Raw genomic sequence first — 13,035 nt, 5'->3', positions numbered from 1 at the left:
GTCAATGAAACGGGGAACCATTCCTTTATTTACTGATTTCTCCCTGCACCGACTGCGCGACCTTGACCATCTCGTAATCCGGCAGCGTAGCGCTGGTGATCCGGTATTCGATTCCATTGTAGGTCCAGGTCAGCGTTTTCTGCTCGTCGCCGCTCATTTGACCGAGTGTGAAGCCCAGATCGACCATATCCCCTTTCATCATGGAGACAGCCTGGTCATGAGGCTGGGTTTCAATCAGCGTATAGTCGTAATCGCCCGTATAGCGGATCATAAAGCCCGGATTGCCGCCAAACACAATCTCCTGCTGATCCTTCTCCGATACGCCTTCAGGCAGGTAGGAAGGCTCCATCGCGGTAAAGATTTGACCTTCAGTCCCGCCGGATTCCGCAGCCGGCGCCAGAGCGTCATCCGCATTCTCATCCTGTGTTGAAGTTTCACTATTGACGCCGGAATTGTCTGCATTCGTCGCGGTGTCTTCTGCGTCATCCGGATTGGCATTGGCGTTATCGTCCGTCGTTGGCGCTTCTTCCGCCTGATTGTCGCCCGTATTTTGCGGTGAGTTTGCTTCAGGTGTGAGTACGGGCTCGTCATTTGCCGAAGCATTTGATTCATTATCCGGCTGCGCTGTCGTCGGTTGATTGCTCGTGCTGCTCTCCATATTGCGCTGGGTATCGAAGACGCTCTTATCGAGCTTGGAGCCGAACTCGAATTTGTTGAATTCCACCTCAACCATGACGGCGGCATTGGTATCGCTCACTTCCACCTTGCTTGGCGCATAATCCGATTTATTGAGCCATATTTTCTGGCGTGCCAGTGAACCGTTCTGATAATTCGCCATGACATCGAAGACGTAGTTGTCCTTATCGACGGCAAATTGACGGGAATTATCCAGCAAAATACTGGATACCAGCGTCTGGTACAGGTAGACCTGACCTTGATTGGCCGGCCAGTCGCTCTGGAACCGGAACACCTTGTTCAGACGGGGCGTCAGGACAAACACGCCTTCATCGTTGCGGAGCACAATTTGGGTAATGTCCTTCTTGGCATTGGTCAGTTCAATTCTGTAATACTGCGGCTTCTGGTAAGAGACGTCAACCTGGTACTCCAGAGGCTGCTGTCCGGTATGCAGAGTCATCGTGCCTGTTCCGTGATAGCTTTCCATTTTGTTAACCGTCTGGTCCAAATCCTTGACAACTGAATTCGCGTCCTTAGTCCCGCAGCCGGCGAGCACCGCCGTGGCGCACAGCAAGATGGCTGCGATGAAACTGATTCGACGACGCATGAGATCAACCCCTCATCACAAGTTTTTTTAAACGTATCCGGAGCTGTACGTGACCAGAGCGAGCGCTGATTCACACTGGCTCGTACGGGACAAGGCCGTTTACGCTTGACTTGTACATGTCTATGAGGGGACTTGGACAATTATGCGGACTAGTTTGACAAGCTTATTAAATCGGAGTGCGAGGGGGATAATTATTGCAGATGTGCACACAGCGGCATTGGCGCTGCGCTCCGGGCTTTTCCGGCTTTGACAATGCTTGCATTTGCCAAAAAAAGAAGGCAGGCACTTTTCTTCAAAGTGTCTGCCTTCCGGTTTGACCATACCTATTGAAGCGGCCATTAAGAAGAAACGGCCTTCTCCATCCTTGGGCGGCACAGCAAGAGGTTATAGCCTGTTATCTGCGCCTTCCGCTGCCATCAGATAGCTGTCCAGCGCTTGATGGAACCGGAAAAAGGAACCGGACAGCACATCGATGTTCCTTTTCAAGTGCTTCTTCGTGGATACGTTTTTGTAATAAAGGAATTGATCCACATTCTTGTCCAGTTTATCTCTGAGAGTGAGAATGAAATCGGGAGATGCCTGCTGCTCCGCCAGCTCATTCAGATCAGCGGCCAGCGCTTCGCTCAGCTCCTGCAAATTCGGCAGTGCCAGCTGCTGCTGTATAAAGAACACCTCCGGTGTGAAATCCTCGCGAAAATCCTGTCCGGGAACTTGTTCCCAGTAATCATTCCAGGTCTGCAGCAGATCTGTTTTGAACAGCATATATTTGAGGAATCCGCACAACCAGGCCGTACAGCTCGTATTTCGAAGCTGGCAGCCCACCCGGTCGGACAGATGTCTGCAGCCGCTGCAGCAGGAACCGCCGTGATCGATACATACTTTGCAAATATGATTCGTTCCGATTTCCTGCATGACCTGCAAACCGTTGTCGATGACCTTCTGTCTGGTTACCAGCTTCAGCTCGGGTTGAGGCTGCGATTTGCTGCTGTTGATGGTTAATCCGGACATTCGCATCCACTCCATTTCTCTTATAGGCAGCATAAATAATTGAATGTTTGAATGTTCTGATATCCTTTGTATTATACCCCACAGAAAGGACAATCCTCAATAAAAGGAAATCCCGTTAAAAAAAGATGCGCGGCAGTTTCCCGTTTGCAGCTTAAAGCAGATTGAAATTATTGAAAAAAGTGATATCATATTAATATCACATTGATATTAGGGAGGATTCAATATGCAGGAACGCAAAGCTTGGCACGTGAATGGCTTTCTTGCCTTGCTGTTATCGCTCGTTCTGGTCGTTGGCGCAGTGATTCTGTTCATCGCAGTCGGAACGCAGGATGAGCCGGGTTTAGGACTGATCATTCTTGGAGTGGTGATGCTGCTGCTTGGTTTTGTGCTCATGACGTCGCTCAGCGTCGTCCAGCCCAATCAGGCCAAGGTCATCACTTTCTTCGGCAAATACAAGGGAACGGTCACAGACAGCGGATTATGGCTTGTATTTCCATTCACCAACAAGGCACGGGTGTCCCTCAAAGTCCGCAATTTCAACTCCCAGAAGCTGAAGGTCAATGACCACTCCGGGAACCCGGTAGAAATTGCGGCCGTTGTGGTTTTCAAGGTGACCGATACGGCGAAGGCTTCGTTCGATGTCGACAATTACGAGAAATTCGTCGAAATCCAGAGCGAAACGGCAGTGCGGCATATCGCCGCACAGTATCCTTACGACTCTTATGACGAGGATGGAACCTTCTCCCTGCGCGGCAATGCGGATGAGGTTTCCTCCCGGTTGATGGCGGAGCTCCAGAGCCGTCTTATGGTTGCCGGCGTTCAGGTTATGGAGACCCGGCTCTCCCATCTGGCCTATGCTCCCGAGATTGCCAATGCGATGCTGCAGCGCCAGCAGGCGGCAGCTATCGTATCGGCCAGGCAAATGATCGTTGACGGCGCCGTCGGTATGGTCGATTCAGCCCTGCAGCAGCTGGAGCAACGCGGCATCGTACTCGATGACGAACGCCGTGCGGCAATGATCAACAATCTGATGGTGTCCATCGTTTCCGAACGGGGAACGACCCCGGTCATCAATACGGGCACACTTTACACCTGAAGGCTGAATCATCCACATGGCCAAAGAACGCAAGGCGTTCCCGCTTCGTCTCGACGTCGAGCTGCACCAGGCGCTGGAGAAATGGGCTGCAGACGAGTTCCGCAGCGTGAACGCGCATATCGAGTTTCTGCTGCGCGATGCCCTGCGCAGGGCGGGGCGTCTGAAACGGCCGCTGCCACCACAGCAGCCGGATGAAGCTGAAGAGACATAAGTTTATTTCCCAACGGAAAGAAATTAAGTGACTCCTAAAAGAGAGTGCCGCCGAACAAATTCGGACGGCATTTTCTTTGTATTGTGCGGGAATTCGTGGTCCTTGGAGCATTTATTGCTGCTGAACATAAATACAGGTACCATAAAGGATAGGATTTACACCCCTTCCTATTCTAATCCGTAAAGGATGTGCCCCCATATGTCCAAAGCTGATCATATGCTGTCTATTCTATGGCTGCTGAAGACCCGCAGGAAAATGAGCGCCTTCGCGCTCGCCGATGAGCTGGAAATCCATGTCCGCAGCGTTTACCGGTATATCGACGCATTATGCGCCAGCGGCGTTCCCATTCTTTCCGACAAGGGCCGGGCCGGCGGCTACTACATCCCGGACCATTTTACAGATGCGCCGCTGTTCTTCGATGAACAGGAGCAGAAAGCCCTCGTTCATGCCGCTCTGTTCGCCCAGGAAGCGGGCTACCCCCAAGGTGATGTACTGGAGCGCGCTGTCGGCAAAATAAAGCGGTACACCAATCCGCAGCAGTTAGAGCGTCTGGAACGGCATGAAGCGGATGTCGAAATCATTGAACCGCCTGTTCCGGATGGTGAGTCGCGCATGCTGCAGCAGCTGGAGTCCTCCCTGGACGCCCGTCATTCCGTATCCATTACGTACCAGACCGGCCTTGAAGGCTTACCGCAAGGACGCCGGATCGATCCTTACGGTCTCGTGCACTGGAAAAGCAAATGGTATTTGATCGGCTTCTGCCATCTTCGCGAAGAAATCCGCAGCTTCCGCGTTGACCGTATAAAAGCCGTATCCGGTACGGACTTTATCTTTCAACGTCCGGAAGGGTTCTCTGCCCGTGATTTTCTGCTCCGAAGCCTGCTTCCGGATTCAGGACTTGAATCGAACCGGGTATCGGTGCATGTTACCGGGAATGCCGAAGCCCTGGACGATTTGAGCAGGCATTGGCTGGTCTCGCACACTCTGATCGAACGATCCGCCCATCATGTTGATTTTGAGCTGGATGAATGGACTTTATATACGCAAGCGCCTTACCTGCTGCTGTCATACGGAGGCCGGATACAGGTCCAGGAGCCGCCTGAGCTGCGGGAATGCTTGGCCGAGATAGCCTTTGCTTTATATGATGTTTACCGCTCTCCTTCCCCTTAAACAAACCCTAACCTGATTTTTTTCCATCAAAAATTAAAGGCTGACCATGGCTGTCAGCCTTTGTGTTATATAATGACTACACAGCAGTTTATTAAAACGGGAGGTTACCTTTATGGCAGGCAGCATTTTCAGGCAAGATATTATAACCGAAACCGGCATAAGCTGGGAAAAGTGGACGCAGCTTCTCCAGGAGGATTGCGGCGCGGCTTATTCCTATGATCAGCTGATTGCCTATTTACAGGAAGTACGCAAGGTCAGCGCCAAATGGGCGCCTATCATCGCTGCTATGTATGGTCAGAGCCTTGGACGCAAGCCTGTCGGGCAGACGGCCGCAGTGGGATTCAATATCGGCGTCCGAAAAACCGTTGCGGCTCCCCGAGAACGGGTCTGGTCCTATATGCTCTCCCCTGAGGGTCTGAAGCTGTGGATCGGTGAAATCCCCTCCCTGACGCTGGAGGCCGGAAGCGTATTCGAGTCCCGGGACGGAACCTCCGGCAGGCTTGGCGTGGTCAAACCGTATGAGAAGCTGCGGATGAGCTGGCAGCGAAAGGATTGGGACAAGCCCTCGTCGCTGCAGATTTATTGGTTATCCCCGTCTGTGCAGAAGACAACGATCAGCTTCCACCAGGAGAAGCTGGAGGATCTCTATATGAGAGAGATTATGCGGCTGCACTGGGAAAAAGCTGCGGAAACCATTGTTAGAGAAACAAGGGAGGATTAACCGCGTATTATGCCTGCTGCTTCGAGGATACCAAGCAAAGAACAAATGCCTAGAGGCGCGGTCATGGCATATTGGAGCATAAGGCCGCCCTCTCCTTCTCATTTTATTACGGTTAAATAGATTCCAGGTTATGTCCCTGGTTGCTGATATTGTTCACTTCTTCCACCGGAATCGACAATCGGACTTGAAACCGCCCTGGTTTATTCACGATTTGCAGCCCGCTGTCAGGGCCATACTTCAATTTCAGCCTGCGGTGTACATTGACGAGGCCGGTGGTTTCTACATTCAGGCTGTTCGTCTTCAGCTTCAGCAGCAGCTCCTGGAATTGAGGCTCAGGTATATGCTCCCCATTGTTATCTACAAGAATGATCAAATATCCCTTCTCATATTTGAAGCAAACCTCTAATCTTCCATCTGCGATCGTATTGCGAAATCCGTATTGATAAGCATTTTCCAGCAAGGGCTGGATAATGAGCTTGGGAACCCGAAATGCGCGGTACGAATCCGGAACGGCCTCCAGATGCACAGCAATGCGATCCTCAAAGCGGAAAGTCTGAATGGCGATATAGTTTTGGGCAAACTTAATCTCTTCCTCCAGCGGCACATCATCCTGCTGCGTCCTTGTTATGTAGTGAAAATAATGACCCAAATGATGAGAAAACAAGGCGATATTCTCGTTCTCCTCATTCTTGGCCATCCTGTAGAGGTTGAAGAAGCAGTTATAGAGAAAATGCGGATTGATTTGGGACTGAAGCTGCCTCAGCTCGGACAGGTTGGCCCGATACTTTTGCTCGTACACCTCTTGAATCATTTCCGTCATATTGGCCACCATGGAGTTGAATTGACTGTACAGATAGCCAAATTCGTCTGATCTGCGATGTGTCAGTATCGTCCCCCAATTCCCGTTCTCCACCCGTTGAAATGCCCGCAATAATCGCCTCATGGGTTGATGAATTTGCCGGAAAATCCAATAAGCGAATAATACGATTACGATGATGGAAATGGCCGATAGCGCCCAATACCAGTTGCGATACTCGCTGAGCGAGCCCAATATGGCAGACTCGGGCATATAGGACAGCAGCGTAACTCCGTGGGATGCGGAGCGTTCCACGATGAACCAGTACTTTTCCCCGCCGATGGTGGTCTCTTTCACATAAGAGGGGCTATCCTTCGGAAAGCCGGCCATAATCGGCTTGATATCGAACCATGGAATGGGCGCATTGTCGCTGGTTACGGCCCACTCTCCCCCGGGATCGATAAGCATGGACCCTCCTTTGCCGCCTATTTCGAAACGGTTGAGTACCTCCTTCAACCGCTCCTGATTGATTTCAACCCCGATCAGAAATTGGGGCTCCTGCCCGTTGATCAGCGCCAGATTCGAATAAGGGAAGCTGATGAATAGACGGTTCTGCCAATGGATAAAAGGATTCTCATAGCGGTTGTTAATCGATTTCAGCGCGGTATATTCGTCCTCCGGAAGATCGCTGTATTGGGTTGAATCCGTGATCCATCTATGTGTATTTGGCAAAAAGGCGGCTGCGTTCAGAATATACGGGCTTGTGTTGATCATCCGGTTAAGCTGATTGTTGATGGATATAATGGCCTCGCGGCGTTCCTTGTCGCTAATAATCGGATCAGCGATGCTGAGCGTCCGCAGATTCCTGTCGTTCACATATTCCTCCTGCATGCTGATAATACGGGTGAATTCGCTGTCCAGCAAATGAATGTAGAAGGAGACCCTCGATTGAATCGAATTTTCGATTTCCTGCCTGACATTCCGCTCCCCATACTCATTCATCTTCAGGCTCAAGACATAAATCGGTGTTATCACGACAAGAAAAGACAGCAGCAGCTTGGGATAAATACTCGAAAGCTTGACCCGCCAACGCATTTTAAGTCTCGACCTCCTTGTGTAGTAGGACCTTTTCGACAAAACAGGAAAAATGTCCTGCTAGGGACAGCAGGACATGCGAGACCTCCAATGGTTAATGATGCGTTTGAGACGGAGCTTGCCATCCTGGCGGTCTGCTCCGATTTCAAAGAATGCAAGCATCGGAGCAGCCGTTGTTATTCCTTCACGCTTCCCAGCACAATGCCCTTGATGAAAAAGCGCTGCAGAAACGGATATACGAGCAGGATCGGGAGCGCGCCGAGGAATATTTGGGCAGCTCTTGTCGTGCGCTCCGACACGCTGTTCATCAGGTTCAGAACATCTTCCGAGCCAAGCGATGTAAAGTCCAACTCGATAACGATGGTACGCAGGTAGGTCTGGAGCGGAAAGTGTAAAGGCGAGTTCATATAAATCATTCCGTCGAACCAGGCGTTCCAGTGATTCACCGTGCTGAATAACGTTATTGTGGCAAGCGCGGGCAGCGATAGGGGCAAATAAACCCGGATGAGCGTAGCAAAGTGTCCCGCTCCATCTATCAAGGCAGCCTCCTCCAGCTCCTTCGGCAAATTACGGAAAAAGTTGAGCAGCAGAAGGACGTTGAATACAGGTACTGCGCTTGGCAGCACCAATGCCCAGACCGAATCGAGCAGGCCGGTATATCGAACGGCAAGATAATTCGGGATAAGCCCTCCATTGAACAAAATCGTAAAGACCAGAAACCAGGCATACAAGGTCCGCATAGGAAAAGCCCTGCTGTCCTTGGACAGCGGATAGGCGAGCAGAATCACCATGAGCATATTGAAGGGGACACCCAGCAATACCCGTTTTATCGTTACAAGCACAGATTTCAGAAAATCCGGTTTATCCAGGACATATTTATAAGCGTCTGTCGTGAAGTCAACGGGCCATAGGAAAACTTCCCCCACTGACAGGCTGCTGCTGAATGAAATAGCCAGTACATGCAGAAGCGGAAAAACGCACAGCAGAGATAGTCCGATAAGAAACGTATGGTTCATGATGTCAAAGAAGCGTCCAAACCACGAGCGGTCTTGTACCAATTCTTGCTCTCCCCTCTGAAATCGTTTAAACATCTAGAAAATTCTATAATTGGCTATCCGGTAAGCCAGAAAATAGGAAACTGAAATCAATATAAAGGATACCGCGGATTTGAATAATCCTACCGCTGTCGCCAGCGAGTACTGCGCTTGCTGCAAACCCAGCCGATAAACAAATGTATCCAGAATATCGCCTGTATCGTACACGGTCGGGCTGTACAGGTTGAAGACCTGGTCAAAGCCCGCATTGAGGATTTGTCCCAGACTGAGCGTGGCGAGCAGTACGATAATGGGTGTCATGCCGGGCAAAGACACATGCCAGGCTTGTCTCAAGCGGCTTGCGCCGTCTATAACAGCAGCTTCATACAGGCTTGGATTAATGCCTGTTAGCGCTGCCAAATATACAATGGTCGAAAATCCGAAGTCCTTCCACAGATCCGTTGTTATGAGTACATATGGGAAATGCCTCGCATCCCCGAGAAAAAAGATGGGCTCGATCCCGAACCATTGGAGCAGCTGATTGACGATTCCCTTGGAGGGAGAAAGGACATCAATCAGGATCCCGCCCAGAATAATCCAGGAAAGAAAATGCGGCAAATAGATCAGCGTCTGGATACTCCGCTTGATGGCGGCTATCCGGATTTCATTGAGCAGGATTGCGATAACGATGGGGACCGTTAAGCCGGTTATGACTTTCATGGATGCGATATATAATGTATTCCAGATCACCTGGGCCATGTTCGGCAGCTGCAGCATATACTCAAAATTGTCCCATCCGACCCATTCCGAGCGGAAGATGCCGAATGCAGGCTTGAAGTTCTGAAACGCAATGACCAGCCCGAACATGGGCGCGTAATGATAAATAAGCACCAGTATGATGCCGGGAATCATCATCATGTGCAGGGGCCAGCGGCTGTAACGGGATCGCCTTCCCAAAGCGGCCTTATTCAAGCCGGTTCCCGGCTTTGCGATTGTTGTTTTCATAGTTCATCTTCCTCGCTTGCCAATTTGCCAATCCTTCTGAAATAAGCATCGGAGGGGAACCGACGCCCCTCCGAAACGATTGTACGTTCTTTAATTATTGTGTGGCTTTCCAGTCATTGACCTGCTTCGTCATTTCTTCTCCGCCGAGCTGATTCCACTTCGGTATCATGGCATCGAATGCATCGACGGGATCCCCTAATATAATTCCCATATACGTCTCGTCAAGCAGGTCCGAAAGCGTGCTTTGACGCTGAACCATAAGATCGGTAGGGGTGCTGAAGTATTGATCCGGATACATCAGATCGTCCTTCACAATTTTTTCGAGGAGACTGAGGGACCCTTCAGGTCCAAACACCTTATATGTTCCCCACTGCGACGCATCGCCGCCCTGGTACGCTTTCACTTGATCATAGTAGCCTTTTTGCTCCGGATTCAGCTTGCTGGTGTCATTGGACTGCAAGGCCGAGTTGACCGCCAGGTAGGCATCCAGATTCTTTCTCGCGCCCCATGCCTGGACATCCATATATTTGAACGTGTGGAATTCCAGATTGGGACCATCGTACATGTATTTAAATTCGGCTTTATCGCTGAACAGCTTCTGCACGAACGCATCCATCGTCTTCACCAGCGCATCCGGATACTTGCTTTTCTTGCTGGCTACCCAGAAAGTTCCGATTCCCGAGCTGATCTGGGATTTGACAGGCTGGTCATCCACGGAAGCCAGCTGATACATTTCCCACTTGGCATTCGGATCCTTGGCTACCGATTTGCTCAAATAGTTGATCGGATTTGCCATGATTCCGTAAGTCATTCCCACTTTTCCCGCTACGATATCGTCAGTCAGCTGCGTCGTCGTCTTGACGGAGAACTCTTTGTCGATTTCACCGGCTTTATACATTTCCTGCAGCTTGCCGAGCGCCTGCTTGGCTTCCGGTTGAATAGCGCCGTATACCAGCTTGCTCTTGTCCTTGGGGTCTTCGATCCACATTTTGCCGTAGGAATGGAAGCTGTTCAGGAAGTAGTTGAGACCGCCGAATCCGGTGAAAATGTCTTTCGTGAGGCCCAGACCCACGGTGTCGTCCTTCCCGTTCTTATCCGGGTCGTTTTTCGTAAATGCTTGGGATATCGCCAGTACGTCGTCCATCGTTTTTGGAGCGGGCAGTCCCACATTGTCGAGCCAATCCTTGCGGATCCAGATCATGCCTGCTCCATCCATCGTGGCCGTTACATAGGGAAGCGCCATTAGTTTACCGTCGATGGTAGCGGCTTTAAGCGTAATCCCGCCATCTTCATTCAAGCGGCTCTTGAGCAGATCAGAGGCGTATTGATCATAGACCTCCGTCAAATCCGCAAGAGATCCGGCATCGGCCAACTGCTTGAATTGAGTCGCGTCAACCTTGAAGAAATCCGGCAGATCGCCTGAAGCGATGGTTACGTTCAATTTATCCTTGTAACCGGCGGAATCCGTAACCCAGGTATTCTTGAGCTCGAAGCCGTATGTATCCAGCAGATACTTGGTCCAGATGTTGCTGTCCATCGAGTCGCCTTCCGCAAATTCGGTGATATCGGCTTGGGCCCGTGCAGTCGTGACTGTAACTGGGGGATCGTATTTGGCAGACATACCTGGAACTGCACCCGAAGATTCATTGGTCTTGCCTGGTTCCGTTTGCGCTGTCGTCCCGGAATTGCTCGAACAAGCCGTGAGGATTGTCATCAGGACCAATAAGGACGCTGTCATTTGTTTCCGTGTCACATGTATTCCTCCTCATAAAATTTGAAAACGGTTGGCCGCTGCTTCCCACTCACATTATAGTAAACGGGGAGGTTCACCAACTACGGTAATATTTTGACATCGTATGTCATTGGTCAACTTCTTGCCGGAAAGCCATTTCCATGAGGAAGTTAGCGTTTATAATAAACCCATATGGAAGGGAGATGGTCCATACCTCATGTACAACCTGCTGGTTGTCGACGACGAACCGAGAATCGTTAACGGGCTATACGAGCAATTTCAGGATTGGAAGCAAGGGGAGCTTGGCGTTTACCGCGCGTACTCTTCAATGGAAGCATTGCGGATATTGGGCACAACCAAGATGGATATTGTCGTAACCGATATTCATATGCCCGGGATGAGCGGCATTGAGATGCAGAAGGAGATCATCAAGCTGTGGCCCCGCTGCCACGTTATTTTTCTGACCGGATACAGTGATTTTGAATATGTGCAGTCTGCCATGCGGGATGGGGGATTGGATTATATTCTCAAGATTGAAGGCGATGAGCCTATCCTGGCGGCCGTCAGCAAAGCGATTAAGCTCCTTCAGGAAGAACTGGTATCCGGGCAGCTTCTTGACAGAGCCCGGCAGCAGCTGCAAGCTGCCAATTCATTAATCCAGAAAGAATATCTGACCAGTCTGCTGCAGGGCGAGCTGTCCGCCAAGTCAATCAGTCAGGACCGCTTCAACGACATGCAGATTCCACTCGCCGCCGAGGAAGACGTCCTGCTGGTTATTGGCAGAGTGGACCGTTGGCCTGATCATATCAGTCAATCGGACCAGCCCTTGTTCATGTATGCCATTCAAAATGTCGCCAGTGAATATTTGAGCACGCTCGCATCCATTTCGTTCTCGATGAAGCCCTCCCACCTGATCCTGCTGATACAGCCAATCGCGGACGGCCGGAAGCCGGGCAGAGAGGACTGCGATAAATGTCTGGCCTTCGTTCAGGGGATGATGTCCGATATTCAGGAGACCTGCAGGACTCATCTGCAGCTGCCCGTGTCGCTCGCAATCAGCAGCCATTTTTGCTCCTGGACTGCGACGGCGGCACAGAATCTGAAGCTGGAACGATTGTTTCAGCAAGGATTAGGCCATGGCCAGGAGATGCTGCTGACCGATCTGAAACCGCAAGAGCCTTCCGCTGCCATGCTGCAAGGCATGTCCAGGCAGGATATCGCGCTCAAGCTCAGCTCGATCAGACATTTGGAAACCGGGCTGCTCAGCGGCCAGAAGGATAAATTCACAGAGGTATACAAGGATATTTCTGAAACCGCCCGGATCCTGCAGACATCACCCGCTCATTATTCATTTGTCGTGGAAATCCAATACGCCTTGGCTGCGATGTATCTGGCTTACATCAACCATTGGGGCCTTCTTGGTCCCGTATCCGAAGCTATGGATATAAGGCTCCTGCTCCAGGGCGGCTCTTTCCGTTCCTGGGAGGAAGCGGACGCTTATTACAAAGAATTGTCCGACATTTTGTTCAAGCAAAGAACGGACGATCAGAAGAACCGCACCCAAAAGGTGTTAATGGCCGTCAATCAATATATTGAAAATCATCTGTCGGAGGACCTGTCGCTCGAAGCGCTGGCCTCTCACGTATACCTGCATCCCACCTATTTGTCCCGTCTTTACAAGCAGATTACAGGCGTGCGCATTTCCGATTACCTTAAGGCTATGCGTCTGACAAAGGCCAAGGAGCTTCTGGCCAACCCGAGAATGAAAATACATGAGGTAGCGGTGCTTGTCGGATTTGAATCCGCTCACTATTTCACCAAAGTGTTCAAGAAAGAAATGCTTGTCACCCCCCAAGAGTACAGGGACCGCCTGTAGATGAGAAGC

General features: G+C 50.8%; 11 protein-coding genes. 5 read left to right on the top strand and 6 right to left on the bottom strand.

The annotated features are described in order from the left end of the window. Nucleotides 1-25: 25 nt before the first annotated feature. Both AC0YOB_RS35375 and AC0YOB_RS35370 read right to left on the bottom strand, forming a co-directional pair. The gene (locus tag AC0YOB_RS35375) at nucleotides 26-1,282 is read right to left on the bottom strand and encodes a DUF4367 domain-containing protein (RefSeq protein WP_475796777.1); all 1,257 of its coding nucleotides are present in this window, start codon (nucleotides 1,280-1,282) and stop codon (nucleotides 26-28) included. 384 nt (nucleotides 1,283-1,666) lie between these two features. Continuing rightward, nucleotides 1,667-2,290 (bottom strand): hypothetical protein, encoded by a 624-nt coding sequence (locus AC0YOB_RS35370; protein WP_475796776.1) that lies wholly within the window; start codon nucleotides 2,288-2,290, stop codon nucleotides 1,667-1,669. Between the two features lie 223 nt (nucleotides 2,291-2,513). Between AC0YOB_RS35370 and AC0YOB_RS35365 the strand changes: the two genes are divergently transcribed. The 4 genes from AC0YOB_RS35365 (at nucleotide 2,514) to AC0YOB_RS35350 (ending at nucleotide 5,488) form a co-directional block, all read left to right on the top strand. Continuing rightward, nucleotides 2,514-3,386, top strand: a complete 873-nt coding sequence (locus tag AC0YOB_RS35365) for an SPFH domain-containing protein (protein WP_475796775.1) — start codon at nucleotides 2,514-2,516, stop codon at nucleotides 3,384-3,386. A 16-nt stretch (nucleotides 3,387-3,402) separates the two neighbouring features. Next, nucleotides 3,403-3,597, top strand: coding sequence for a type II toxin-antitoxin system antitoxin (locus AC0YOB_RS35360; protein WP_475790531.1), 195 nt, complete (start codon nucleotides 3,403-3,405; stop codon nucleotides 3,595-3,597). A 198-nt stretch (nucleotides 3,598-3,795) separates the two neighbouring features. Beyond that, nucleotides 3,796-4,767 (top strand): helix-turn-helix transcriptional regulator, encoded by a 972-nt coding sequence (locus AC0YOB_RS35355; protein ID WP_475796774.1) that lies wholly within the window; start codon nucleotides 3,796-3,798, stop codon nucleotides 4,765-4,767. Nucleotides 4,768-4,879: 112 nt separating this feature from the next. Then, nucleotides 4,880-5,488, top strand: coding sequence for an SRPBCC family protein (locus tag AC0YOB_RS35350; protein WP_475796773.1), 609 nt, complete (start codon nucleotides 4,880-4,882; stop codon nucleotides 5,486-5,488). Between the two features lie 112 nt (nucleotides 5,489-5,600). Here the strand turns inward: AC0YOB_RS35350 and AC0YOB_RS35345 are convergent, their stop codons facing one another. From AC0YOB_RS35345 to AC0YOB_RS35330, 4 genes are all read right to left on the bottom strand, one after another. Beyond that, the gene (locus AC0YOB_RS35345) at nucleotides 5,601-7,379 is read right to left on the bottom strand and encodes a sensor histidine kinase (RefSeq protein ID WP_475796772.1); all 1,779 of its coding nucleotides are present in this window, start codon (nucleotides 7,377-7,379) and stop codon (nucleotides 5,601-5,603) included. Nucleotides 7,380-7,555: 176 nt separating this feature from the next. Continuing rightward, the gene (locus AC0YOB_RS35340; protein ID WP_475796771.1) at nucleotides 7,556-8,437 is read right to left on the bottom strand and encodes a carbohydrate ABC transporter permease; all 882 of its coding nucleotides are present in this window, start codon (nucleotides 8,435-8,437) and stop codon (nucleotides 7,556-7,558) included. Between the two features lie 33 nt (nucleotides 8,438-8,470). After that, nucleotides 8,471-9,418, bottom strand: a complete 948-nt coding sequence (locus AC0YOB_RS35335; RefSeq protein WP_475796770.1) for an ABC transporter permease — start codon at nucleotides 9,416-9,418, stop codon at nucleotides 8,471-8,473. Between the two features lie 94 nt (nucleotides 9,419-9,512). After that, nucleotides 9,513-11,171, bottom strand: a complete 1,659-nt coding sequence (locus AC0YOB_RS35330; protein WP_475796769.1) for a type 2 periplasmic-binding domain-containing protein — start codon at nucleotides 11,169-11,171, stop codon at nucleotides 9,513-9,515. 196 nt (nucleotides 11,172-11,367) lie between these two features. Between AC0YOB_RS35330 and AC0YOB_RS35325 the strand changes: the two genes are divergently transcribed. After that, a complete protein-coding gene (locus AC0YOB_RS35325; RefSeq protein WP_475796768.1) occupies nucleotides 11,368-13,026 on the top strand; it encodes a response regulator in 1,659 nt (552 codons plus the stop codon). Nucleotides 13,027-13,035 lie beyond the last annotated feature (9 nt).

The organism is Paenibacillus sp. JT31N17, assembly GCF_056269255.1.
This window is presented reverse-complemented; position numbering and strand designations above follow the sequence as displayed.